Source organism: Pseudomonas paraversuta (assembly GCF_904067025.1).
Classification (GTDB): Bacteria; Pseudomonadota; Gammaproteobacteria; order Pseudomonadales; family Pseudomonadaceae; genus Aquipseudomonas; species Aquipseudomonas paraversuta.
This window is the reverse complement of sequence record NZ_CAJFDA010000001.1, coordinates 1,824,540-1,850,353: the sequence shown is the minus strand read 5'-3', so window position 1 is coordinate 1,850,353 and position 25,814 is coordinate 1,824,540. Positions and strand designations below refer to the sequence as shown.

Below are 25,814 nucleotides of genomic sequence, written 5' to 3'. Positions count from 1 at the left end.
TTGGGGCCCTTATCACAGCCTGGTTCCTGATCAGCGACTACACAATCCGCGCATTTTGTAGCCGTTGGCGCAGGCTGCGTCCGGTCACGCAGCGATTATCATCGGGGGGCTACGATAAGTCTGGCAATTGCCGCTGACCTTCGGGAAAGCCGTGGTTACGGGCACTGAATACAATCCACAGTCCCGCCAGCAACAGCACCAGCAATACCCAGGGAAAGATGCCAACCCCGACCTGATCCAGCAACACGCCACCGGTCAGTGCGCCGATCGCAATGGCGCTGTTCCAGACCACCACGTTCAATGACAGCGCAACATCGGCGCCCTCGCCTGCAGAGTCCGCCAATGCGGTTTGCAGCAAGGTGGCAGCACCGCCAAACGATAAGCCCCACACCAGCACGCCGGTGTATATCACCGCCACTGATTGAGCAAAAAAACCAAATACCAGCGCGATCGCAGCGAATGTCCCAAGGCTTGCCAGCACCGCTTTGCGCAAGTGCCGATCCACCAGCCTGCCGGTGAGCCAGATCCCCACCAGCGCCGCAAGACCGAATACCAGCAGCACGATATCGACGTCATTGCCCAGACCTGCCGGCGCCACGAAAGGTGCGATGTAGGTGTAGAGAATGTTGTGCGCCAGCATCCAGGTCATCACCACCCCAAGCACGGAGCGCACCCCCGGCGTCAGCAGCACCTGCCGCAGACCGGTGCGCTGCGATGCCGACTGCCCCGGATAATCGGGCACCTTGACCAGAACCCAGACCATCAGCACCAGGGTCAGACCCGACATCAGGCCAAAGGCCGTGCGCCAGCCCACCATTGCCCCCAACCATGTGCCCAAGGGTACGCCGAGCGAGAGCGCGATCGGCGTGCCGACCATGGCCACTGCCATCGCCCGCCCCTGCAGGTGCGGTGCCACCATGCGCCGGGCATACCCCGCCAGCAGGCTCCAGGCCAGACCTGCAGAGGCACCGGCAAAAAAGCGCGCAACCAGGGTCACGCCATAGCTGGAAGACCAGGCGGTAATCGAGTTGAACAGCAAAAAGCCGACAATCGTCAACAGCAGCACATTGCGCCGACGCCAGCCCTGGGTGGCAATGGTCAGCGGGATGGCGGCCAGCAGGGATCCCAGCGCATACACCGTGACCATCTGCCCTGCCAGTGAAGATGAAACCTGCAGACCGCTGCTGATTTGTGCCAGCAAACCCGCTGGCAAGGTCTCGGTCACGATACAAATGAAGCCGGTCATGGCCAGCGCGAGCAGTGCCCCCATGGGTAATCGTTCAGTGTTGTGTTGTGCTGCCGCCATCGCTTGTTCCAGCCTTGTTAGTTATGTATCGATTAGTACATATGTAGTCACGGGAAAGAACAATGGTCAACGACTTTTGTATCGAATAGTATTTAAGTCCTGTTACCGAGGAGACTCCAATGGCACAGATGGGACGCCCACGTACGTTTGACCGGGATGCGGCAATCACCCAGGCCATGCACCTGTTCTGGGAGCACGGCTACGACTCGACTTCACTCAGCCAGCTCAAGGCGAGCATCGGCTCCGGCATCTCCGCGCCCAGTTTTTACGCGGCCTTCGGCTCCAAGGAAGCCTTGTTCAAGGAAGTCATGGAGCGCTACCTGAACACCCATGGCCAGGTCACCGAATGCCTGTTTGACCTGCAGTTGCCTGCCCGCGAGGCAATTGAAAGGACATTGCGTGGCTCCGCCAGAATGCAATGCGAGGATGGCCACCCCCGGGGTTGTCTGGTGGCGTTGGGACTTATGAGTGCCAGCTCGGCTGAAGCCATCGCCATTTGCGCCCCGCTCGCCGCAGCCCGGGCGCGCAACCGGGCCGGGTTTGTTGCCTGTGTGGAGCGCGGCATTGCCTCGGGCGAGTTGCTGGCAAAAACCAGTCCCGTCGCCCTGGCCACGGTGTTTGAAAGCTTTTTGCTGGGGCTTACAACCCTGGCCAGAGATGGCGTAGCCCATGGCGTGATGGAGGCTGCCATTACTCAGGTAATGAGCGCCTGGGATGCCATGCGCAGCGACACAGCGGATTGAAAGGGCTCGCTCATCTCTGGCCCGGACACCCTGTAGGAGCGGGCTTTTCAGTGCGGTATTTCGAATCGCCAACAGCTCGCGAGCAAGCTCGCTCCTACGGTGGGGTGGGTGGGATGCAACCGCTACCACCCTGTGGGAGCTGGCTTGCCAGCGATGGCGGTGAGTCAGTCTATGCATCCGGCGCTGACATTGCTCTATCGCGAGGCAAGCTCGCTCCTACAGGGGCTGGTCTGCAGATGGCGCTCCTACAAGGCCAGCTGGTCCACCAGCAACTGAGCTGCCGGCGTGAGCGAGATGCCGTGGCGGGTGACGATTTCGTAAGGCTCGCTGCGGGATTTCAGCTCTAGCGGCAAATGCACCAGCATGCCGTGGGTAACCGCCATCTGCGCCACATCCACCGGCATCACGGCGACCAGATCCGGGTCTTGCAGCAATAACGAGAGCGTGGTGAAGGTGGATGAGGTTTCAATCGGGTAGGTCGGGAAGTTCAGCCCCGCCTCTCTGAACTCGCGCTCCAGGGTCAGGCGCATCGGCATGTTGACCGGGAACACCACCCACGCCGAATCAGCCAGATCACTCAACTCCAGGGATGCGCGACCGGCAAACCGATGGCGGGGGCTGGCGACCACCACCAGCGGTTCCTGATCCCGCAGGTGGCAGTCATATGCCGCCGGGTGCCGGCTGACGCTGGTGCGACAAAGGGCAAGGTCCAGCCGCCCTTCATCCAGCAGTAGCAGCAAGCGGGCGCTGGTGTCTTCGACAATCTCCACCGACAGTTGCGGCTGTTTGGCCCGCAAACGCGCCAGGCATTCCACCAGTGCCGGCACTGCGCCCATGATCACCCCCACCGACAGGCGACCACCGTGGCCCTGCATGATGCCGAGCATTTCTTCACGCAAATGCGCCACGTCAGTGTGGATCAGCCGCGCATAACGAATCACGCAGCGCCCAAGGTCGTTGGGGGTCAGACCTTTGGTCGTGCGCTCGAACAGGGTTGAACCCAGGGTCGATTCGATTTCATGCAACGCCTTGGTCGCACCGGGCTGGGTGATCGCCACGGATTCGGCCGCCTTGTGCAGGGAGCCGTGTTCGTCCAGGGCAATCAGCAAACGCAGTTGCTTGAGGCGCAGGCGGGAAATGATGGTGGTGAGGGATGGCAGCATAGGGGATGACTAATGGTTATCGCTCAATCAGCATCTGTCATTAGGCAGCATCTCTGACAAAAATTAAAGTGAGCCCCAGAAGAGCCGTTACGGCTCGCGATAAAAATAACCTGCGAAGAGCTCACTCCATGCGTTTAATCCAGTTTGAAACCACCCGTGGCACACGACAGGTCGGTGTTATTGAAGGCGATGAAATCCATGTGGTGCGCGCCACCGACACTACCCGGGAGCTGGCGCTCAGCGCCATTGCCAAGGGCCACGGCCTGGTGGAAGAGGTGCTGGAACGCGGCACCGAGCCAAGTCCCTACAGTTATCGCCAGACTTTGCTCGAAGGCCGGGTCTTGCCGCCGCTCGATCACCAGGACCCGGCCCATTGCCTGGTCAGCGGCACGGGCCTGACCCATCTGGGCAGCGCTTCGACCCGCGACAAAATGCACCAGAAAAACGCCGGCGAGCAGGCCGCCATGACCGATACCGCACGGATTTTCCAGTGGGGCATCGAAGGCGGACGCCCGCCTGCGGGCACCCCGGGGGTCCAGCCCGAGTGGTTCTACAAGGGCGACGGATCGATTGTGGTTCGCCCGGGCGCGGCCTTTGACACGCCGCCATTCGCCGAGGATGCCGGCGAAGAGCCCGAGTTGACCGGCCTGTATGTGATCGGCGAAGACGCCAAGCCGTACCGCGTCGGTTTTGCCCTGGGCAACGAATTTTCCGACCACGTCATGGAGCGCCGCAATTACCTGTACCTGGCCCACTCCAAGTTGCGTAACTGCAGCTACGGCCCGGAACTGCGGGTCGGTGAGCTGCCACGTCATCTGAGCGGGATGAGCCGCATCCTGCGGGGCGATGAGGTGATCTGGGAAAAAGAGTTTCTGAGCGGTGAGGACAACATGTGCCACAGCCTTGAAAACCTTGAATACCATCACTTCAAATATGCGCAATTCCTGCGCCCCGGCGATGTGCATGTGCACTTCTTCGGCACCGCCACCCTGTCCTTTGCCGACCAGATTCAGACCCGTGAAGGCGACCGGTTCGAAATCAGCATGGCCGAGTTTGGCGAGCCTTTGGTCAATGGTATCCAGGCCGGTGCTGCCGAGCTGCCCGCCGGCAAGGTAAAACCACTGTAAATCGCTTTGCGGGTCTGCCAAAAGACCCGCCTCGCTTGATAAAAAATATAAAAATCGAGACACGTATGAACCTCAAAACTTCAGCGCCTGCGTCGTCCACGCTGGCCGATCACGCGGATGCGTCGCGTCCAACCACCGTGCGCTGGCGCATATTCCTGATCCTGCTGCTGTTGTCGGCGATCAACTACATCGACCGCGCTTCGCTGTCGGTGGCGATGCCGCTGATTTCCGCCGAGTTTGAAATGACGCCGGCCCTGGAAGGCTTGATGCTCAGTGCGTTTTTTTGGTCGTACGCATTAATGCAGATCCCCGGCGGGATGCTGCTGGACCGCTTTCAAGTGCGCAATATCGTCGGTGTTGCCACCGTGGGCTGGGGCTTTTTTCAAGCCATTGCCGGTGGTGCCCACAGCTGGATCACGCTACTGGCCACCCGTATCGGCCTGGGCGTTGCCGAATCACCGATCATGCCCGCCGGCGCCAAGTTGAACGGCGCTTGGCTAACGCCTAACGAACGTGGACGCGGCGCGACCCTGGTGGACGGCGGAGCCCCTCTGGGAACCGCGTTCGGCGCCATCATCATCGCCGGGCTGATTACCTGGTTTGACTCCTGGCGGATTGCGTTCGTGATTGCCGGGGTCGGCACCATGATCGTCGGCGTCTGGGCCTGGTGGTACATCCGCAACAGCCCGGCCGAGCACCCCAAGGTCAACGCGGCCGAACTGGCTTACATCACCGACGCCAATGCCGAAGCGGCCCGCACCCACGGCGAACGCAAGGCCATTCTCAAGGACCTGCTCAAAAGCCGCTCGGTGCTGGCCATGTTTGCCGGGTATGCCTGCTACAACAGTGTGTTCTACGGCCTGTTGACCTGGATGCCGAGCTATCTGCACAAGGCCCACAACCTGGATATCAAGGCCATGGGCGGCGCCACGTTCCTGATTTTCATGTGCGGTTTTATCGGTGAAATCTTTGGCGGCTGGCTCGCGGACAAATGGAAAGACGCAGGCGGCGCGCCCAACAAGGTGATGCGTTGCATGTTCGGCGGTTCGGCGGCCATTGCCGCGCTGTGCATCCTGCTGGTGGCTTACACCCCGGACGCCGTCACCGTCATTTCCCTGCTCTGTGTGGCGCTGTTTTTTATCCGCTGGTGCGGTATGTACTGGTGCCTGCCGGCCATTCTGGGGGGCAAATCCAAAGCCGGAGTACTGGGTGGCAGCATGAACTTCTGCGGCAATATGGTCGGAGTTATCGTGCCCATCCTGATCGGCCTGATCGTGCAGTTCACCGGTTCGTATTTCCTGGCGCTGATCTTCTTTGTGGTCATGGCGTTCGGCCTGATGCTGTTTTCTTCCCTCATTGACTACCGTGAACGCGGACTGGCCTGAGCCACTGCGCTCCATTGGGGTAACCGTGATGCAACTGATAACTAAAACAGGCAGCGAAAATGCTGCCAATGCCGTGATCCGCCTCAACCCGCTGGACGATGTACTGATTGCCCGGCAGCCCATTCCACAGGGCCTGGTGCTGGAAGCTGAAGGGCTGGTGGCGTTGAACCCGATTCCTTCCGGGCACAAGATTGCGACCCGCACTATCGAACCCGGCCAGCCGCTGCGCCGCTACGGCCAGATCATTGGCTTCGCCAGCCAGCGGATCAAGGCCGGGGAGCATGTGCATGTGCACAACCTGGTGATGGGCGACTTCTCCCGCGATTACGCTTTTGGCGTCGACGCGCGCGGGGTCGGGCCCCAGACCAGCGACACCTTCATGGGCATAGTGCGGGCCGATGGCCGGGTCGCCACCCGCAACTACATCGGCATCCTGACTTCGGTTAACTGTTCGGCAACCGTGGCCAAGGCCATTGCCGATCATTTCCGTCGTGATATCAATCCCCAGGCCCTGATCGACTACCCCAATGTTGACGGGGTGGTTGCCCTGACCCACAGCTTCGGCTGTGCCGTGGACCCGGGCGGCGAAGCCCTGGCCATGTTGCGCCGCACCCTGGGCGGTTATGCGGTGCACCCCAATTTCGCATCGGTGCTGATGATCGGCCTGGGTTGCGAAACCAACCAGATCGCCGATTTGCTGGCGGCCCAGGGCCTGGAAAAAGGCGAGTTCCTGCGTGCCTTTACCATCCAGGCCACGGGCGGCACCTCGAAAACCATCGCCAGCGGCATCGAGCAGGTCAAGTCCCTGCTGGCCCGGGCCAACCAGGTAGAACGCCAGCCCGTCAGCGCCAGCCACTTGATTATCGGCCTGCAATGCGGCGGCTCGGATGGCTACTCGGGCATCACCGCCAACCCGGCGCTGGGCAATGCGGTCGACCGGCTGGTGGCGGCAGGCGGTACCGCCATCCTGTCCGAAACCCCGGAAGTCTATGGCGCCGAGCATTTGCTCACCCGCCGCGCCGTCAGCCAGGAGGTGGGCGAGAAGCTGATCAAGCGCATCCACTGGTGGGAGGACTACTGCAAGCGGATGAACGCCGAGCTCAACAACAATCCGTCGGCGGGCAACAAGGCCGGAGGGTTGACCACCATTCTGGAAAAATCCCTGGGTGCGGTGGCCAAGGCAGGCTCCAGTGATCTGGTGGATGTTTATGAATATGCAGAAACAGTCCGCGCCCATGGCCTGGTGTTTATGGACACCCCGGGCTACGACCCGATTTCTGCCACCGGGCAAGTCGCTGGCGGCGCCAACCTGATCGCCTTTACCACAGGCCGGGGCTCGGCATACGGCTGTGCGCCCTCGCCTTCGATCAAGCTGGCGACCAATACCCGACTCTGGGAAACCCAGGAAGAAGACATGGACGTGAACTGCGGCGGCATAGCCGATGGCAGCATGACCATCGAAGAACGCGGCGAATACATCTACCGCATGATGCTGCGCATTGCTTCGGGCGAGCGCAGCAAAAGCGAGCAGCACGGGTACGGTCAGAACGAATTTGTACCCTGGCAGATCGGGGCTATTACCTGAGTACACACCCCCACAGGTTTCACCGATTCTATTGAGGACACACAGATGACACACATCAGCGGTCAAAATTTTATCGCCGGGCAGCGCTGCGCTGCCGGCACCGTACATTTGCAAAGCCTTGATGCCAGCACCGGCGAAGCATTGCCGTATACCTTTATCCAGGCCACCGAGGCCGAAGTCGATGCCGCAGCCATGGCTGCCAGCGCCGCATTCCCGGCGTTCCGTGGTTTACCGGCAAGCCGCCGGGCCGAGTTTCTGGAAGCCGTCGCCGATGAAATCGACGCCCTGGGGGACGATTTCGTGGCCATTGTGTGTCGTGAAACCGCCTTGCCTGCCGGGCGTATCCAGGGCGAGCGTGGCCGCACCAGCGGGCAAATGCGCCTGTTCGCCAGCGTACTGCGCCGGGGGGATTTTTACGGTGCCCGTATCGATCAGGCCCTGCCCGACCGCCAGCCCCTGCCCCGGGCAGATCTGCGCCAGTGGCGCATCGGGGTCGGCCCGGTAGCCGTGTTTGGCGCCAGCAATTTTCCGCTGGCATTCTCCACTGCCGGCGGCGATACCGCATCGGCCCTCGCAGCCGGTTGCCCGGTGGTGTTCAAGGCCCACAGCGGGCATATGGCGACTGCCGATCTGGTGGCCCAGGCCATTGAGCGCGCAGCCACCCGCACCGACATGCCGGCCGGGGTATTCAACATGATCTACGGCGCCGGTGTCGGCGCCACCCTGGTCAAGCATCCGGCGATTCAGGCCGTCGGCTTTACCGGGTCGCTGGCGGGCGGACGTGCCCTGTGTGACATGGCAGCGGCCAGGCCGCAGCCAATCCCGGTATTTGCCGAGATGTCGAGCATCAACCCGGTGTTGATGCTGCCCCGGGCCCTGGCTGCACGCGGCGAGAAACTGGCCCTGGAGCTGGGCGCTTCGGTGATGCAGGGTGCCGGCCAGTTCTGTACCAGCCCGGGTCTGGTGCTGGGTATCCGTTCCCCCGAGTTCAGTGGCTTTGTCGAAGCACTCAGCCAGTTTTTCAGCAACCAGCCTGCGCAAACCCTGCTCAATGCAGGCGGTTTGCACAGCTACAGCAAAGGCATCAAGCGCCTGGCAGAAGTGGCCGGCATCCGTCATATCGCAGGCTCCGGACAACACGGCAATCAGGCCAGCCCGCAGCTGTTCCAGGCCGATGCCAGCCTGTTGATCGACGGCGCCGAGGTGTTGCAGGAAGAAGTGTTCGGACCGACCACCGTGATTGTCGAAGTGGCAGACAAGGCCCAGTTGCTGCAGGCGTTGCATAGCCTGCATGGCCAACTGACTGCGACACTGATTGCCGAACCTGCGGACCTGCAGGCGTTCGCCGAGGTGGTGCCGGTGCTGGAGCAGAAGGCCGGACGCCTGCTGCTCAACGGCTACCCGACCGGCGTCGAAGTCTGTGACGCGATGGTCCACGGCGGGCCGTACCCGGCGACCTCCGATGCCCGCGGCACCTCGGTCGGCACCCTGGCCATTGACCGTTTTCTGCGCCCGGTGTGCTACCAGAACTACCCCGACAGCCTGCTGCCGGACGCGTTGAAAAACGCCAACCCGTTGGGTATCCAGCGTCTGGTCAACGGTGAAAGCAGCCGAAACCCGCTGGCTACCTGAGGGAGGGATGTTTTTTGCAGGAGCGAGCTTGCTGGCGATCCATTGGCATCTCGGTCGTTCAGACAGACCGCAGTGATGCCATCGCTGGCAAGCCAGCTCCCACAAATCCTGTAGGAGCGAGCTTGCTCGCGATCCATTGGCACCTCGCTCGTTCAGACAGACCGCAGTGATTTCATCGCTGGCAAGCCAGCTCCCACAAGATTACCGCCGGCCACCACAAATCCCTGTAGGAGCGAGCTTGCTCGCGATCCACTGGCACCTCGCTCGTTCAGACAGACCGCAGTGATTTCATCGCTGGCAAGCCAGCTCCCACAAGATTGCTGCCGGCCACCACAAATCCCTGTAGGAGCGAGCTTGCTCGCGATCCATTGGCACCTCGCTCGCTCAGCCAGACCGCAGTGATGCCATCGCTGGCAAGCCAGCTCCCACAAGATCCGCCAGCCACTACAACCCCTGTAGGAGCGAGCTTGCTCGCGAGCCATTGGCGTCTCGGTCGTTCCGCCAGACCGCAGTGATGCCATCGCTGGCAAGCCAGCTCCCACAGGATCCGCCGGCCACCACAAATTCCTGTAGGAGCGAGCTTGCTCGCGATCCATTGGCACCTCGCTCGTTCAGCCAGACCGCAGTGATGGCATCGCTGGCAAGCCAGCTCCCACAAGATTACCGCCGGCCACCACAAACCCCTGTAGGAGCGAGCTTGCTCGCGAGCTTCTCAAGATTGCCGCGTTCACATGGCATCAATATCGGCTCGATAAAAAGCTCGCGAGCAAGCTCGCTCCTACAGGGTCAGGTGTCCTCAGGCCCCTTCGAACTTGAAGGCCGGGGTCACTTGAAACCGGTTTGAAACTTCACCCGAGTAAATCGTGCTCTGGTCCGGCCCCAGGTCCAGTTTTTTTACCGCTCCCGTGGCTTTCGAAAAATCAATCCGGTTCAGGTCGACCCAAAACGTGTTGGGGCTGATCGCCGATTCAAAGAAGTACAAACCGCGCTTGTGGTCGATCACCGATCGCCAGCGGGTCGACGAGATGTTCGGCTCGCCGGGCGTGGTAATGCCGTAAGGCACCGAAACGTTCCTGATCACACTGAATACGCTGGCCAGTGAGGAGCGCGGGTCTTCGGATTTGGGCACGGCATTGACATAAAAGGATGCCCGCGCAAAACGGTCGGCCGAACGGTTGGTGCCGGGGAGCATTACCGTGCCGCCAATAGCTTGCCAGTACGCATTCATTGCCAGTTGCGCATCGAATGCTGGTGAGTTGGTCATCACTTGATAGCGTCGGTCATGGTGGATCACCTGCTTGCCATCGATGTATTCAATGATTGCACTGTCACCCGAGGCGTCAGACATCGAAAGATGCAGGGTGGCCAGACGACTTTCACCCGGCACCTGCGCAGTGACCACGGTGAAGGGCTCGGTTTCCAGCACCGCAACCGCTTCGGCAACACTGCTGAAATTATCCAGAACATACTGCGCCCAGGCCGCAATGCTCAGCCCGGGTTTGCCTTTATGCACCGGCGGATACTCCGACTCCACCAGCCACAGCAGGTTGGCCGAGAGCCCGGCTTCGTTCACCCCGTCGGTGGTGGAAATGTCATAGCCGGTGGCAATCACACTGCCGTATTTAGAGGTCCATTTCAGTGAGCCGGCGCCCACTTCTCCAGTTCGCTGCATGCCTTGCGGGAAGATCCACAGATTGGTCGCCACATCGGTTTTCCAGTCCATGGAGCGTGCCGTAATCACATTCTGGTTATCGCCCAGGTACACCAGGCGGGTGCAGGCATCGGCCACCGGTAGCGCCAGGCTAAAGCCTGCCAGCGCCAGCGCCAGGTATCGGGTTTGTTTGAGCAACTGCATTCCTTGGCCTCCTTGAAGACGGACTAAAACCGCATGGACAGGCCCAGCACCGGTCCGCGCTGGGTCACATCGTATTTGAACTTGTTGCCGGTGAAGTCGGTGGTCCGGTACTCCTGGGACAGCACCCGGTAACCGACGCGAATGATGGCGGGGTGATCAGCAACGTACATTCGGTAGCCCAGATATCCCTGGGCGTTCCAGGTTTTCTTCGAGGCTGTATCCATGCCGCCGATGTCGGCCTCACCGGAAAGGACCCAGCGATCAGTCAGGTCGACCTGAGTGCGCAAGCCCACAAATGGATCCGTCCACTCGGTTTTTTTGCTGATACTGAACCCCAGGGCGTTGACGTCCAGCTTTGTCGAGAGTTTGGTCCAGCGCAGGCCGACAGTGGGTTCCAGGCGCCAGGTGCGCGGCTCGGAAAAGACCGTTGCGCCCCCCAGCGCGTGTTCATACACCCGGTAGTACACACCGCCGGCAAGGGTGGTCTGGGTGATCGCCAGCCCGACCTTGCGCCCGTAGACCCTCTCGGACTGATCGGTTTTGGCATACACACCATCGAGGTAGAACCCCAGGGTGCGATTGGTCAGTTCCAGGTTGCCCATGAATACTGAGCTGAGGTTGTGCACGACCTCTGAGAACGGTACATCGACCTTGCTGTTGACCCCGCCCAGTGCCGCCTGCCCGTGCATGGACGGCGCCCACACAAACGGACTTGCCAGCAGCAGCCACTCTGGCCCGGCGGCTGTCGCCGCCGGGCCTTCACCATGGGCCATGTGCATGCAAGCCAACAGCGGCACAGCCACTGATGCAGACTTGAATGTCTGTCTTGTCAAAGGTTTGAGCCTCATTGCCTGTCGTCCCGATTGACCCGCTAGCGAATTGATCAATAGGTATAGCAAAGAAACTCACTGCAGCCTGTGCCCTGCGTCAAGGGCTGCGGGGGTTTGGCAGTGACGCTATTGAGGGATCACCGCAGGCACGACGCGCACTGAAGTTCTGGCCAGCAGGTAATAGAGCATGCCTGGCACCACCAGCCCTACGATCCAGGAAATATCCACCCCGCCCAGCTGCGCAACCATCGGCCCCGAGTAGAAGTGACTGTCGACAAAGGGCAGCTGGATCAAGACACCTGCCACATACACGCTGATGCCCAAAACGTTCCAGCGACCGTAGCGGCCCCGCGGGTCGGACAACGCCTTGAGGTCGTAGCGCCCCTTGTTGATGAAGTAGTAATCCACCAGGTTGATGGCGCTCCAGGGGGTAAAAAAGGTCAGCAGGAACAGGATGAAGTACTTGAAGGTATTTAAAAACGAGTCCTGCCCCAGCAACGCGAGGGTGGTCGACGCCGCGACAATCACCAGCACAAACAGCATGCGCTGGCGGGCAGTTATTTCCAGGTGGCTGCGCCAGCCGCTGATGATGGTGGCGATGCACATGAAGCTGCCGTAGGCGTTGAGGGTCGACACCGTGACCTTGCCGAAAACGATGCTCAGGTACAGCAATGAAGCCATCAAACCGCTACTGCCCAGTCCGACAATAGTGGCCACTTCATGACCACGAAAGTTGCTGCCCGCCAGTGCTGCGGCGAACACGCCGAGCACCATCGAAGCCTGGGCCCCCACTACAGTGCCCAGGCCCACGGCAGCAAAGGTTTTCCAGGACGACGTGGCGCTCGGCAGGTAGCGCGAGTAGTCCGCCACATAGGGACCGAAAGCGATCTGCCAGGAGGCCGAAAGTGACACCGCCAGCAGGAAAGATCCCCAGCTGAAGTGGCGATTTTCCAGCAACAGGCCGATATCGTGCAGCGTCATCAGCCGGGTAAACAGATAGGCAAAGGCAATGATCCCCAGCACGCTGGCCACCTTGCCAACGATGTGGATGACGCGATAACCGAAAATGGTCAGAAACGCGATACAGGCCGAAAAGATCAGGATCCCGGCGCTGTCACTGACATCGATCAACTGGGCAATGGCCTGCCCGGACAGTACCGCGCCAGTGGCGCTGAAGCCCAGGTACATCAGGCACACCAGCACTATCGGGATGGCAGCTCCGTAGACCCCGAACTGCACCCGGCTGGAGATCATCTGTGGCAAGCCCAGTCTGGGTCCTTGAGCGGCATGCAAAGCAACCACGGCTCCGCCAAACAGCTGACCGATAAACAAGCCGATCAACGACCAGAACACATCCCCGCCGAGTACTACGGCCAGAGCCCCGGTGACTATTGCGGTGATCTGCAGGTTGGCGCCGAGCCAGAGGGTGAACTGGCTATAGAGGCTGCCATGGCGCTCGGCCTCGGGAATGAAATTGATCGAGCGAGTTTCAATCAGCGGACTTCGCTGATGACTGACACTGGGATTGCTCATCAGGGTACTTCCTTTATTTTTTTTATTGGAAACGCTTGTTGCATGTTCTGCGCCCGGGCGCTGCCCTCACGGGGCAAGTGCAGCCCGGGACAACCCTTTCGGATCAAGGCCGGACGCATGCTCCTTGCGCCACACCACCTGGCCGCCGACAACGGTCATCAGCACTTGATTGCGCGCCAGCTCCTGCTCGGGCACTTGCATGAAGTTTTTGTCCAGTACGATCAGGTCGGCGAATTTTCCCACCTCGAGCGAACCCAGGACCTTGTCCAGATTCAACTGTTGAGCGGCGTTGAAAGTAATGGCGCGAATCACCTCGGCGCGGGACAGCGCCGGCTCGGCGTTTAGCTTGCCCGCGTATTCGGGACCGAAACTGTGGGGGTTCAGCGGATCACCCGAGCGCGTGACCCCGACCTTGAGTGCCAGGAACGGATCGAGAGGGTCCACCGGCCAGTCACTGCCGTAGGCAATACGCCCGCCGGCATTATGGATACTGCCGAAGGGCTCCATGCGTTCCAGACGCTCGGGCCCCAGATGATCGCCGGTACTGTCGAGCACCGACGGCGACTGCTGGGCCCACTGCAAAGACATGGTGGCCGTCACGTCGAGCGCCTTGAAACGCGGGTAGTCCGCAGGATCCACCGTCTCGGCGTGGGCGATAGCGGGCCTGAAAGCATTGTCCGGCAACTGCTGGCGCACGTACTGGATACTGTTCAGAGCCTCACGTACGGCGCGCTCGCCAGTGGCATGCAAGTGCGGGTCGAGGCCGGCCCGGGCCGCCTGCAACAGTAAGGGGTCGAGCACTTGCCTGGGGAAGTACAGTTCCCCCAGGTTTTTGCCGGGAGTCCATTCTGGTGCCGTATCGGAGCCGGCGTTATGCAAGTAAGGGGTCAGCAAGGCACCGGTGTCTGCGGGAGCGTTGATGATGCCATCCATGAACAGTTTGACATGACGCAGGCTCACCCCCGGCGTCACTTTGGTTTCACCCTGATCGTAGGCTGCAGCCAGTGACTTGACCCCGGCGATGGTTTTGACCGGGTCTGCAGCTGCAGCATGGGGGTCCAGCCTGATCGCCAGCAATGCCCGGGCGGTCAGCTCCCCCGAGTGCTGCAAGGTGGTAAAGGCTTTGCCATTTTCAGCGCCGGAGTAGGCATCCATAAAGCTGGTGATACCTTGCTCACGCATGGCATCGAGCGCTGCGCGGATCTGCTTGAGCTTTTGTGCGTCAGTGACGGGGGGCACCACCGAAGCGACGATATTGGCAGCACCGTCTTCACAAATACCGGTCGGGTTGCCGGCCTTATCCCTGACGAACTTGCCATCTGCCGGGTTGGCCGTGTGCCGGTCGACCCCGGCCAGAGCCAGGCCACGGGAGTTGCTGAGCACCGTATGAAAGTCGGAGGAGCGCACCTGAATCGGGCGTTTGGTGTCGAGGGCATCCAGGGTCGATTTATCGGGATCGCCGTCAAGACCGACCATTGCCATTCGATCCCAGCTGCCGACTTCCAGCCACACATCGGGCCCCTTGTCCGCGCTGGCATCCAGGCACGCCTGGATCGCCGCCTGGAACATCGGGCGAGTCAGGGGCTGGTATTTCAAGTCACACAAGGTCAGGGCGCGCCCCCCATCCCCGGGGTGCATATGAGCATCGATAAAGCCCGGCATCAGCATGCGTCCCGCCAGATCGATCACCTGGGTCTGTTGGCCGATATACGAACTGACCCCCGCATCGTTACCCACATAAACGATCTTTCCACCTGTAACGGCGATCGCTTGCTGTACCGAGTCCTGACCATCAACGGTGTACACCTGACCGTTGCGCATCACCATGTCTGCCGGAGCAGTACTGCGGGTCTGACAGCCCACCAGTGCCAGAGTGGCAACAGCCATGAACAAGCCGGAAAACTTCAAGTGCCTCACCTCTGTTTTTATTGTGGGGTGCGAATCAGCTGCCACGCCCCGTGACAGGCAGGGCCCACCCTATAGAACGCAGAAACATTTCGAACCTCCACAAATGAGGAGGGTGAGGTCATGGGCTGCTGACAGCCACCGCCGGATTCAATCCAAGTGCCGCACCCAGTTCGACCTTGCTTTTAACCCCCAGCTGCAGATAGCTGTTGCGCAGATAGGTACGGACCGTCGCGGGGCTCAGCACCAGGATTCTGGCTATTTCCTTATAGGAATGACCTGCTGCGAACAGCAAGGCGACGGTTCGCTCCCGGGGCGCCAGTACCGAGGCCCGCGACGGCGCTGCAAGGGACAGAATGACGTGCTCTGCGTGGGGACTCAGGGTCAGTACCGAGCGGCCAAGGCGGATCACCGAGGGTGCCTGCTGCAGTTGCCTGCTTACCTGAGCGGGCAACACTGACCCTCTCCATCCGGGAAATTCACGCTCGATCACTGCACACAGGCGTGCTCCCACGTAATGCAAACTGCCGTCCAGGCGCGCAACGGCAAAATCACTCAGTCCGTCCTGGCTGTCGAAGCGGATCAGGTCTTGCACCTGAAAGCGCCACAGTTGCAGTAAATGCTCACAGAAGGCTGAAAACAGACTGCGCTCCATGGCGCAGAAAGCCGCGGCGGATGAACCACGGTACAGACAGACAAAAAACATCAAGCCGCTTTCGGGCAATTCAAAGCTGATACACATCACATGAAACAGATCATGGCGCCGCGCAAAGGCATCGACTTGCGCGCAGGGATCGGTAAAGCCGCTTTCACATATGACCTTACCGGGTTGACTCAATGTGTCGCGGGAAAAGCTGTCACTGCCTGCGCCCTTGTGCCATTCGCCGGCAAACGACTCGGGCAGGTCGATACGCCCGTGCATCCAGGTTTGCGGAGGTACATCGAGGGCTGAGGTCGACATCTCGCCCCACCATGCACTGGCAAAAGGCACCACCTGGCGAAATGCCTGCAGGCCCTCTTGCATGAAGTGAGAACCGCCGCGGGTCCGGGCAAGTCGCCCCAGCTCAAGCAGGCAACTGTTGAACGCCAGGAGCCTGGTCATTTCCTGCTTGCTGCGCGTATCCATCGCTGAAATCCCAAGGGTTAGGTAGCCTTTCTCGACCGGCCCCCTGCAGGAGCGAGCTTGTCTCGCGGTGATTGTTAACGTCGAGACCATCGCGAGGCAAGCTCATGGTTGCCGCATTGAAAAAAGCTCGCGAGCAAGCTCGCTCCTACAGACAGGCCACGCCCTGTCAGTAGCGATCAGCAAGGATCGGTCTGTTCCGCGGGCGCTGTGCTGTCCACTGCCAGCAATGTCTGGATGTCGGAAAAAATGCTTTGCCACTCGTCTTCTGTCATCGCCAGAAAGCCGAAGCTGCGCAGCAGGAAAGCACCTTCAGAGGCCAGGAATGCCAGGCGGGCCCGACGTCCATCTGCTGTCTGCGGGTCTGCCAGATTCATCCGCGCCCGGTACCAGTCACGGGTTGGCTGGCGCAGCGAGTCGACCCCGAGCAACGCCGTCATCATGCCTGCCGCCCGGTCTGCCTGCATGCCATCGGTGGCACGGGTGGCTGCGGTGTGGGCAGCAATCAGCTGTATGCCCCCGGGCTCGTCCCCCGCCAGGCTGTGCACCTGATCATCGAACTCCAGGCTCCAGCGCTCATACATCGCCTGTATGAGGTTGTCCTTGGTGCCAAAACACGACTGCACCCCGCCTTTGCTGACTCCGGCAGCCTTGGCCACTTCGCCTATGGTCAGGCTGGCGATGCCCCCCTCGCGCACCAGCGCCTCTGCAGCGTCAAGCAGCTGGTTGCGATCAATAACGGAAGGTCTGGCCATTTGAAAATTCCCGAATTAGAATACGATCGTATTGTAATCAGTGGGCGTCACTCTTGATAGGCCCATCATGACCAATATTTGAACAGGATTTAACGGTGAAACCATGATGCATTCACAACGCTGGCTGATCCTGGCGATCATTTCCAGCGCCCTGTTTTTGATCGTTATCGACATGACCGTGCTCTATACCGCACTGCCGACTTTGACCCGGGAGCTGCAGGCATCGGCTTCGGAAAAGCTCTGGATCGTCAATTCCTACGCGCTGGTGGTGTCCGGCCTGCTGCTGGGTATGGGCACCCTGAGTGACCGCCTTGGCCATAAACGGCTGTTTATCGCTGGCCTGGCGATCTTCGGGGTGGCTTCGCTGTGCGCGGCATTCTCACCCACGCCCGGGTGGTTGATCGCTGCCCGCTCGTTACTGGCGGTGGGGGCTGCGGTCATGATGCCTGCGACCCTCTCCATCATCCGCATGACCTTCACCGATGAGCGCGAGCGTTCGATGGCGATCGGTATCTGGGCCGCCGTGGCGTCAGGCGGTGCCGCATTCGGCCCGGTGCTCGGTGGCGCGTTGCTGGAATACTTCTGGTGGGGCTCGGTGTTTCTGATCAATGTGCCCATCGTGCTGGTCGCGCTGGTACTGGGCGTGATGTTGATTCCCGGGCACCCGGGCAACAGTAAAAAACGCTGGGATTTGTGGGGCTCGGTCCAGGTCATGATCGGCCTGATCGGTATCGCCTATGCCATTAAAGAGCTGGGTAAACGCGCTCCGTCGTTTGCTACGGCGGCGGTTGTGTTCGCGATTGGCCTGGCGTTCATGGTTTGGTTCGTTCGTCGTCAGCGCCATAAAGCCCAACCGATGATCGACTTCAAGATATTCAACAACCCCGGGTTCACCGCAGCAGTGGCCTCGGCGATGGTTGCCACCACCGCGCTGATTGGTATGGAGCTGGTGTTCACCCAGCGTTTACAGCTGGTGATGGGCCTGTCGCCACTGCAGGCCGGGTTGTTTATTTTGCCTCTGCCGCTGGCCTCATTTGTCTCCGGGCCATTGACCGGGCACTGGCTGCAGCGCGTCGGTAGCCAGCGGATGCTGTTCTGGGCACTGCTGGTATCGAGCATCGGCATGGCCGCTTACCTGCTGCTGTACAACGCCAATATCGGGGCACAAATCGCCAGCCTGATCGTGCTGGGACTGGGGCTGGGGGCAACCATGACTGCCGCTTCAAGCACCATCATGAACAGTGCCTCCCAGGATCAGGCAGGGATGGCGGCCTCTATCGAGGAAGTGTCATTCGAACTGGGCGGCGCGATTGGTGTGACCCTGATGGGCAGCATCCTGTCGGCGGTCTACGCGGCCAGCATGGTGATTCCGGCCGGGATGCAGGTGCCGGCCATGGTCAGCGACAGTCTGGACGAAGCCCTGATCACGGCCGAGGCCATGACCACAGAATCGGCTGCCACCCTTTCGGCACTGGCCCGGGCTGCGTTTGACCAGGGGTTTGTTGCGGTACTGGCGGTATCCGCGCTGTTGCTGTTGGTGGCCGCCATAGTGGTGCGCCTGAAAACCACGGATCAGGTGCCAGTGAAGGCTTAGCCAGCCTTCACTCCTGTTGCTGGGGCCACCTTGCCGGGCTTTGAATCGCGGACAGATTTGCCGATGACACAAATCTGTCCGCGACCTTTAATCATCTGGCGCCGTGCCTGGAATATGGGTGCTGGACAGCGAATTGGCCCAATTTGATAGTAACCAGCTGTTTTTACGAGATTTTTTTCAATTAGTGCTTCCCATATGAAACAAATGTTGGTAAATTTCCGCGCATTGTTGAAGCGGGCCAAAAACAAGGTTCGCAACGACGGTAACCATCCTCTCGATGCCACTCGCAATGAGTGACCTCACAAGAGATCGATGGGCAGTAAATGCAGTTGATACAGGGGCGTCGCCAAGCGGTAAGGCAGCAGGTTTTGATCCTGCCATGCGTTGGTTCAAATCCAGCCGCCCCTGCCATTTACTTGATTCATCCACGTGTAATCCAGCCGTCAGGCGCTACACGTTTAAAAACCTCCCCCCCTTTTGATTTTCCGTTTCAAGCCGCCAGTCATCCCTGCGCGAAGCATAAACCGGTGTTTGCCGCTGCATATGGCGCGGGCCGCTAACCCCCCGGGGTGTCTATATCGGCGTCATGCCGGGGTTTGGGTTCGGGTTCGGATTTGAAATTCGGGCTGTACGGATTTTCTTCAGCTTCGGCGTTCGGCCTGGGTTTGTTTGGCACCTTTTGCGGACCTGCCGGATCGAGGGCCGGCCCGGACGGGTCCGGGGCAGCGGAGTCGGGTTCTGCACCCTTGCTTGCGGCACCCTGAGCAGTTGATCGCGGTACTTCTGGCACGTTAGTACCCATATCCACCTCCACATCTTTGGCTTGATCTTCATGACTCAAGGAATTGGAGCCCTGCCCTGCCCGATCGTGCTGGCGAATCGACGAGCGGGCAAACGTCGACTCTCGCGGGTGATACTCGGTGCCAATGGCGCCCGCCAGCAGCGCGCCTGTCCGGTCAGTCGCCGCGGATTTCCCCCAGAAAGCGGTAAATCCGGTCATCCATGGAATGGGCCACGTTGAAGCGGATCCAGGGCACGACACGGGCATCGGGCATGAACAACTGCCCCGGGGCAAAGAGGATTTTTTCATCCCTGGCCTGCATCGCCAGGGCTGTGGAGTCTTCGATCTGCGGGTGCCGCGCCCACAGGAACAAGCCTGCATAGGGCTCGACATAGGGCTCCATGCCAACACTGCGCAAACGCCGGCCAACCACCTCGTGGGCCTCGGCCAGACGGCTTTGCAGCTGTTTGACGTGTTTGCGATGGCGTCCCTGCAGCAGCACCTCGAGGGCCAGCTCTTCGGTGATTTGCGAGGTGGTCAGGCCACTGACCAGTTTCAGCGGCAGCAACTCGTCGATCAGCTCCTGGCGGGCAGCGATGAAGCCCACCCGCAATGCCGGCGCTATGGTCTTGGAAAAGCTGGCGATATAAATCACCCGCGACAGCTGATCCATACCTGCCAATGCCTGCTGGCCACTCGGGTCCAGGTCGGCATAGATGTCGTTTTCGACAATCAGGAAATCATGCTTGTGCGCCAGTAGCAGCAAGCGATGGGCGATGGCCAACGACAGGCTGGTACCGGTGGGACATTGCAGGCGGGTGTTGGTGAAAAACACCTTGGGCCGGTGCTGCACGATCAGTTGTTCAAGCTGTTCCAGGTCGATGCCGTCACGGGTGCGCGGCACACCCAGCAGCCTGGCGCCTTGCAAATGCAGATTGAAAAACAGGTTGTGATAGCCCGGCTCGTCAACCAGCACCGGGTCGCCCCGCTGCACCAGGTAACGCACCACCAGATCCAGTGCATGACTGGCGCCGCCGGTCAGGATGATTTGTTCGGGGTGGGCCGCAATCCGGCTGTCGGCCAGTTTCTCCACCAGCCTGGCGCGCAGTTTCGCGCTGCCTTTGGCAATGCCGTAACCGGAAAAATCCCCGGGCGCGCTTCGGGCCAGCACCCGCAGGCTACGTTGCAGGCCATCGTCGTCCGCCCACTGTTCAGGCAGCAGACCGACCCCGGGACGCACCTCTGTACCCATCGGCTGGAAGGCCCGCTGCAATAACAGGTAAGCGTCGAAATCGAACTCGCCGTGCGCATCCACATCCGCAGCCTCTGCCGGCGCCGCGCAAATAACGCTGTCCGCCAGTTCGCGCACGAAGAAACCGGCATTGGGCACCGCTTTCAACAAGCCCGCTGCCACCAGCCGGTCATAGGCCTCGACAACGGTGAAGTGGCTGACCTTATGGGATTGCGAGAGCTTGCGGATCGAGGGCAATTTGCTGCCCGGGCGTAACTGTTGCTGTTTGATCGCCAGACTGATGCCAGCAACGATCTGGCTAACCAGCGGCGCCTGCGAAGCGGAATCCAGGAACATCATGAGAACGTCCGTACAAGCAAGGTTTGGGCAGGCTGGTGTACTGGTAAAAAGACCATAACAGTGATGCCGTCATAAGGCCTGTTGTGTGTCTGGTCGCCAGCAGGGCACTACGTCAGGATCGGGGCATGGCCGATCGATTTATCGGCAGAACATACCACGAACCTGGAACCGCCATGCACGATACCCCCCTGCAAATCGACCGCAGCCAGATCAGCGCACAAGAGTGGCAAACCCGTTGTGACCTGGCAGCGCTCTACCGCCTGCTCGCGCATTTGCGCATGACCGATCTGATCGACACCCACATCTCCGCCAGGGTTCCAGGTGAACACGGCCACTTCCTGATCAATTGCTATGGGGTGCTGTTCCACGAAATGCGCGCCTCGGATCTGATCAAAATCGATCATCAAGGCAATGTCCTCGATCCCTGGCGCGGGGCCGACAGTGTCAACCGTGCCGGCTTCAATATTCATTCGGCGATCCATGGGGCGCGCCCGGATATCGATTGCGTGGTGCACACCCATACCTCGGCAGGTATCGCCGTATCCGCCCAGGAAAACGGCTTGTTACCGATCAGCCAGCATGCCCTGAAGTTCTACCGGCGCCTGGCTTACCATGATTATGAAGGCATCTCTTTGAACCCCGATGAACGCGCCAGGCTGGTGGCCGACCTGGGACCGCACATGGCGATGATCCTGCGCAACCACGGGCTGCTGGCGGCCGGACGCAGCATCGCTGAAGCCTTCAACCAGATCTACTTCCTGGAACGCGCTTGCCAGGCCCAGGTGCAGGCACTGGCCGGTGGACAGGCATTGCGCTTGCCCTCAGAGGCCGTATGCGAATTGACCGCGCAACAGTCCGATGACGAAATCGACCAGCAGCTGCACCAACTTGCCTGGACCTCGGCCCTGCGTCTCATCGCCGGTGACCCGGTGGATTATCGCACCTGAGCGGCGAGCGCCAGACACCGCCAGTGATTCTTCTACATCTGCCAAAACCAACAATCCTAGAGGTAGACATGAAAAGCAAAGCCATTGGAACCCTGTTGCTCGCCGTCGTGGCGTCGAGTGCCATGGCCAGCGAAATAACCGTGATTTCGTTCGGCGGCGTCAGCAAGGATGTGCAGTCGCAAGCCTTCTACAAACCCTTTGAAAAAGCCACCGGCAACCAACTGATAGCCGGGGAATACAACGGCGAAATGGGCCGAATCAAGGTCATGGTCGATACCGACAGCGTCAACTGGGACGTGGTTCAGGTCGAAGCACCGGAACTGATTCGCGGTTGCGATGAAGGCATGTTCGAGCCACTGGATGCCGCGCAACTGGGCAAGGCCGAAGACTTCGTGCCCGGCACATTCTCGGAATGCGGTGCCGGCTTGCTGGTCTGGTCCATGGCTATGGCTTACAACAGCGACAAACTGAGTGCTGCGCCCACTGGCTGGAAGGATTTCTGGGATGTGCAGAAGTTTCCCGGCAAGCGCAGCCTGCGCAAAGGAGCCAAGTACACCCTGGAAATCGCCTTGATGGCCGATGGCGTGGACTATGCCGATATCTACAAAGTACTTGGCAGCAAAGAAGGTGTGGATCGCGCATTCCGCAAACTGGATCAGATCAAGTCCCAGCTTCAATGGTGGGAAGCAGGCGCGCAGCCAATGCAGTTCCTGGCCAGCGGTGATGTGGTCATGAGCACCGCCTTCAATGGTCGCGTGTTCTCGGCCCAGGAATCCGGAGCCCCGGTCAAGATCGTCTGGAACGGCAGCATCTATGCCATCGACTCCTGGGCTATCCCAAAAGGCAGCAAGAACAAAGCCGTCGCGGAGCAGTTCATCAGTTTCTCCTTGCGCCCGGAAAACCAGAAGATCCATACCGCGACCCTGGGTTATGGTTCGACCAGTCTGCATACCGCAGCCCTGCTTGATCCCGCCCTGGCAGCACGCCTGAACACCGCCCCGTCAAACCTGGCGCAGGCAATGCCCATGAACAATGGATTCTGGGTCGATCATGGCGAAGAGCTGGAACAGCGCTTCAACGCCTGGGTGGCTAAAACCCACTGATCCCGCGCCGCTGCCCCGCCAGCTCCGGCATGTCGGTCAAACGGCAGAGCGGAGTTCCAAAGCCAGGCATCTGATCGACCCGGGAAAGGGCCGGTCAGACTGGCAATATCCACTGCAGCGCGGGGATGAACCGATCCCCCCCATAAACAGCACAGCTTGCCCAAGCAGGTGTGGTCAGTAGCCCTACGCTACGTTGAGGCATGCCAAGTGTTATCTCCACGTTGAGGAGCAGACAACACAGGGCAGTTACTGCCTGCGCACCCGCGGGATAACCTTAAACGTCTTTCAATATAAAAAGAGTCAATTAAAAAACGATAGACAATAAACATACAAGGGTATCTGTTGCGAGCCCCATCATTGCAGCATGGGATGATGCCCAAGCACTTGCGAAGTAAAAATATATCGCCAGCTGCAGGCCAGGCCCTTGCGAAAGACAAGGCATTACGAAGCAAGAAAAATGGTCGGGCAGTAGGCGCGCGCAGGCCTGACAGATTCAAAAATCCTGGAGTGGTGTACAACCTGCAGGGTATAGCGTTATACAAGCGTCGCTATAGAGTAGAGGTATTTTTAATACCGCTAATTCATCTGTACGACTGGAGAGAGGGACGGATAAGCACTCCATATCCCGCTGCAATAAGGACGCCCCATAGAGTGGATAGTTTGAAGGGCGCCCATTGAACGGATAGTTTGAGTTACACAGGGAAAGCAGCGCCTGATGCCGCTGTTTCCACCTCGCTGCCAGGTCAAGGTTTTGCTATTGATCTAACTCGTCTTTTTATTGCCCCTTGGAAGAGGCGCCTCAGGCTTCATTGCTGTACGACGAAGCGCACCGTCTGCGATGGGTAGCTTGACGGAAGGATTGGCCATACCACTTGGACTCATCTCGTGGGTCATTTCAAACTCGGCCCTGACCGACCATCCGCAGCCCTCAAACACGCATTGCAGATAGGCAATGCGCAAAAAAATATGTCGCCCTTCGCTAGTACGTATGCGCATTTTGTTGGAACAATGGGGGCAAACCAGTTTATAGGCACTCATATTCAAAAATCCATATTGAAGAAATAATTATTGGTCGCGGCTGAAGCTCTAATTAGGAATCAAACTTATTGGTAATAACACACCTTGCTACCCCCCCACAGCAGTTCCCATCAACACACCTGCTAAACTGCACATGACTTTCCCGCCCCACGGAGCAAAATCCAGACACCCCATACCCTAGCCTCCAAACCACTTAGTTATTGATCACTTGATGACACCTGATCCGATTAAACATCGGCATTGACCGAAATAGCCCGGAACTTGATTTTGCAAGTATCGCTTGATACGTTCAGCGCTATCCACACAACCACTAAACAACCATTTTAAATCGCGTACAGTCACCAAAGTTTGACGAAGCGCAACAAACCCGAAAACAACACTGACCATCCATCCAGAGCCAGGCACTACTGTAAAGAAATTCATCTTATACAAATGAGTTTTTAGGAGTTTTCTTATTGTGTTTTTTGCAGTTTCGGCAGAATACATAACAAAAGGTATTTTATTTCGCTCGATACAACACTTCGCTTTAGTACTCACAGACTATTGAACCTCTACTTATAGCGTCCCTGCTATCCTTGTTGTGTAAGCACTGACCAACCATCTCGACGATAGTGCTTGTGCATGCGCTCGCGCTTGCTAAATACCGTGTAGTCCTTAGTAATATCAAAGCTACATGCCCAATTGAGATTATGTCAAGGAAGGAGCCCCAAATGGGTATTGAAAATAGAATTAGATTAGCAATCGAACTGAGTAACCTGTCGCTAAAGGATGCTGCGATGTTATGTGAAATCCCCTATAGCTCGCTACAAAATTGGGTCAGTGGCGCACGGGACCCGCGGTCAGATGCTTTGATATCTTTAGCGTCCCATTTGGGAGTATCGATTGACTGGCTACTCACCGGACAAGGCCCTATCCGGCGTACCCACACCCCGGAGAGCGCTGTGCTGGAGTCGCGCTTAAGTCCCGCAGAAGATTCTCTAATTACCCTGTTCCGCTCTGTAAATGAAGATGATCGTCTGCATATAAAAAACATTATTCTGGAGCGCAAACGCTTTCGAGAACTGGAACAGCGCATACATGATATCGATAGGCTGTTGTCTAACCACATAACCAGCAACTAACCCGGGTACAGATTGAATGTATTCATGCTGCAGGCCTGTCAATAGTGTATTGCGGCGCTTCAGTAATCAGGCGTTTTGAAACACCGGGAAAAGCAACGGATCTCGCTGCGCATCATGCTGGATTTTATCGCCCTCCTCGCAGCCGCTTGATGAGTTCAGGGAGGTCCGCTTGCCTCACCCAGACATTCACCTTGATCCCGATGGGAACCACAATCAAGGCACAACCGAATGCAGCACCTCCAGCGGTGAATACGGGAGCGATTTCCATGGCCATCGGTGCAAATATATAACCGGCCCCTGCTGATAAAAAAAGAGTGGTGAGACGCTGCCTGATACTGGAATTCCTTTTGCCGCTCATAATTAGCCAGGCTCCTAGCGCTGCACCAATCATGACCTCGATATCTATTCCCGATACTATGCATCCGCAGCACCTGGCACTGAGTTCAACCAGCTCCTTGAATGAAGATTCATCCATTATGAAATACTCCTGAGGCCAAATCTTTTCGAGACCATCTAAAGCTCGTAACTTTCTCGCAAACACCCAACATCCTGGATCGAACATTCTATTTTCAGACCCGGAGCACATTATTCAGGCGCACATTAATATCCCTCTTGAAACCTGTAAAACCAATAGAAAAAAGCATGCTTTAAAAGCCTGACCGGGGCAATGTTGCAAAACTGTAAAAGCGTCGACCAC

At 59.0% G+C, this 25,814-nt stretch carries 21 protein-coding genes and 1 tRNA gene; 10 read left to right on the top strand and 12 right to left on the bottom strand.

The genetic code is table 11. The features are described from left to right. Positions 1–109: 109 nt before the first annotated feature. Positions 110–1,306, bottom strand: coding sequence for an MFS transporter (locus JQ848_RS08680; RefSeq protein ID WP_010656113.1), 1,197 nt, complete (start codon positions 1,304–1,306; stop codon positions 110–112). 119 nt (positions 1,307–1,425) lie between these two features. On the opposite strand from JQ848_RS08680, the gene JQ848_RS08675 reads away from it, so the two are divergent. Then, entirely contained in the window at positions 1,426–2,049 is a 624-nt protein-coding gene (locus JQ848_RS08675; protein WP_202210483.1) for a TetR/AcrR family transcriptional regulator, read from the top strand. Between the two features lie 245 nt (positions 2,050–2,294). Here the strand turns inward: JQ848_RS08675 and JQ848_RS08670 are convergent, their stop codons facing one another. Beyond that, the gene (locus tag JQ848_RS08670; protein ID WP_003447511.1) at positions 2,295–3,212 is read right to left on the bottom strand and encodes a LysR family transcriptional regulator; all 918 of its coding nucleotides are present in this window, start codon (positions 3,210–3,212) and stop codon (positions 2,295–2,297) included. Positions 3,213–3,340: 128 nt separating this feature from the next. Between JQ848_RS08670 and araD1 the strand changes: the two genes are divergently transcribed. From araD1 to JQ848_RS08650, 4 genes are all read left to right on the top strand, one after another. After that, positions 3,341–4,339 carry an AraD1 family protein gene (gene araD1 / locus JQ848_RS08665; RefSeq protein ID WP_010656115.1) on the top strand — a complete coding sequence of 333 codons (999 nt, stop codon included), beginning with the start codon at positions 3,341–3,343 and terminating at the stop codon, positions 4,337–4,339. A gap of 65 nt (positions 4,340–4,404) precedes the next feature. Next, complete coding sequence (locus tag JQ848_RS08660) at positions 4,405–5,724, top strand: MFS transporter (RefSeq protein ID WP_010656116.1); 1,320 nt, start codon at positions 4,405–4,407, stop codon at positions 5,722–5,724. Between the two features lie 28 nt (positions 5,725–5,752). Then, the gene (locus JQ848_RS08655) at positions 5,753–7,309 is read left to right on the top strand and encodes a UxaA family hydrolase (protein ID WP_161718501.1); all 1,557 of its coding nucleotides are present in this window, start codon (positions 5,753–5,755) and stop codon (positions 7,307–7,309) included. Positions 7,310–7,354: 45 nt separating this feature from the next. Further along, positions 7,355–8,941 carry an aldehyde dehydrogenase (NADP(+)) gene (locus JQ848_RS08650; protein ID WP_202210482.1) on the top strand — a complete coding sequence of 529 codons (1,587 nt, stop codon included), beginning with the start codon at positions 7,355–7,357 and terminating at the stop codon, positions 8,939–8,941. Positions 8,942–9,737: 796 nt separating this feature from the next. Here the strand turns inward: JQ848_RS08650 and JQ848_RS08645 are convergent. The 6 genes from JQ848_RS08645 to JQ848_RS08620 form a co-directional block, all read right to left on the bottom strand. Beyond that, positions 9,738–10,796 (bottom strand): linear amide C-N hydrolase, encoded by a 1,059-nt coding sequence (locus tag JQ848_RS08645; RefSeq protein WP_003447493.1) that lies wholly within the window; start codon positions 10,794–10,796, stop codon positions 9,738–9,740. Between the two features lie 23 nt (positions 10,797–10,819). Then, positions 10,820–11,575, bottom strand: coding sequence for a porin family protein (locus JQ848_RS08640; RefSeq protein ID WP_235972437.1), 756 nt, complete (start codon positions 11,573–11,575; stop codon positions 10,820–10,822). A 177-nt stretch (positions 11,576–11,752) separates the two neighbouring features. Further along, on the bottom strand, positions 11,753–13,159 hold the full coding sequence (locus JQ848_RS08635; protein ID WP_202210481.1) for a purine-cytosine permease family protein: 1,407 nt from the start codon (positions 13,157–13,159) through the stop codon (positions 11,753–11,755). A 66-nt stretch (positions 13,160–13,225) separates the two neighbouring features. Continuing rightward, positions 13,226–15,067, bottom strand: a complete 1,842-nt coding sequence (locus JQ848_RS08630; RefSeq protein ID WP_202210480.1) for an amidohydrolase — start codon at positions 15,065–15,067, stop codon at positions 13,226–13,228. A gap of 118 nt (positions 15,068–15,185) precedes the next feature. Next, positions 15,186–16,190 (bottom strand): helix-turn-helix transcriptional regulator, encoded by a 1,005-nt coding sequence (locus JQ848_RS08625; RefSeq protein ID WP_003447481.1) that lies wholly within the window; start codon positions 16,188–16,190, stop codon positions 15,186–15,188. Between the two features lie 176 nt (positions 16,191–16,366). Continuing rightward, positions 16,367–16,942, bottom strand: coding sequence for a TetR/AcrR family transcriptional regulator (locus JQ848_RS08620; protein WP_127196746.1), 576 nt, complete (start codon positions 16,940–16,942; stop codon positions 16,367–16,369). A 103-nt stretch (positions 16,943–17,045) separates the two neighbouring features. Between JQ848_RS08620 and JQ848_RS08615 the strand changes: the two genes are divergently transcribed. Both JQ848_RS08615 and JQ848_RS08610 read left to right on the top strand, forming a co-directional pair. Next, positions 17,046–18,536, top strand: a complete 1,491-nt coding sequence (locus tag JQ848_RS08615; protein ID WP_010656123.1) for an MFS transporter — start codon at positions 17,046–17,048, stop codon at positions 18,534–18,536. Between the two features lie 336 nt (positions 18,537–18,872). Continuing rightward, positions 18,873–18,947 (top strand) — tRNA-Gln (locus JQ848_RS08610). A 145-nt stretch (positions 18,948–19,092) separates the two neighbouring features. Here the strand turns inward: JQ848_RS08610 and JQ848_RS08605 are convergent. Together JQ848_RS08605 and JQ848_RS08600 are read right to left on the bottom strand one after the other, a co-directional pair. Then, positions 19,093–19,536 carry a superantigen-like protein SSL4 gene (locus JQ848_RS08605; RefSeq protein WP_202210479.1) on the bottom strand — a complete coding sequence of 148 codons (444 nt, stop codon included), beginning with the start codon at positions 19,534–19,536 and terminating at the stop codon, positions 19,093–19,095. Further along, entirely contained in the window at positions 19,493–20,908 is a 1,416-nt protein-coding gene (locus tag JQ848_RS08600; RefSeq protein ID WP_202210478.1) for an aminotransferase-like domain-containing protein, read from the bottom strand. Before JQ848_RS08600 ends, JQ848_RS08605 begins: the two co-directional genes overlap by 44 nt. A gap of 173 nt (positions 20,909–21,081) precedes the next feature. On the opposite strand from JQ848_RS08600, the gene JQ848_RS08595 reads away from it, so the two are divergent. Both JQ848_RS08595 and JQ848_RS08590 read left to right on the top strand, forming a co-directional pair. Next, positions 21,082–21,855: a class II aldolase/adducin family protein gene (locus tag JQ848_RS08595; RefSeq protein ID WP_010656125.1), complete on the top strand. Its 774-nt coding sequence runs from the start codon at positions 21,082–21,084 to the stop codon at positions 21,853–21,855. Between the two features lie 68 nt (positions 21,856–21,923). Then, entirely contained in the window at positions 21,924–22,958 is a 1,035-nt protein-coding gene (locus JQ848_RS08590) for an ABC transporter substrate-binding protein (protein WP_127196751.1), read from the top strand. A 762-nt stretch (positions 22,959–23,720) separates the two neighbouring features. Here the strand turns inward: JQ848_RS08590 and JQ848_RS08585 are convergent. Beyond that, positions 23,721–23,996: an Ogr/Delta-like zinc finger protein gene (locus tag JQ848_RS08585; RefSeq protein ID WP_003447468.1), complete on the bottom strand. Its 276-nt coding sequence runs from the start codon at positions 23,994–23,996 to the stop codon at positions 23,721–23,723. Between the two features lie 710 nt (positions 23,997–24,706). Here JQ848_RS08585 and JQ848_RS08580 point away from each other — a divergent pair. Further along, the gene (locus JQ848_RS08580; RefSeq protein ID WP_003447467.1) at positions 24,707–25,117 is read left to right on the top strand and encodes a helix-turn-helix domain-containing protein; all 411 of its coding nucleotides are present in this window, start codon (positions 24,707–24,709) and stop codon (positions 25,115–25,117) included. A 124-nt stretch (positions 25,118–25,241) separates the two neighbouring features. Here JQ848_RS08580 and JQ848_RS08575 read toward each other — a convergent pair whose 3' ends face one another. Next, positions 25,242–25,592, bottom strand: a complete 351-nt coding sequence (locus JQ848_RS08575; RefSeq protein ID WP_003447466.1) for a putative holin — start codon at positions 25,590–25,592, stop codon at positions 25,242–25,244. Positions 25,593–25,814: the final 222 nt, after the last annotated feature.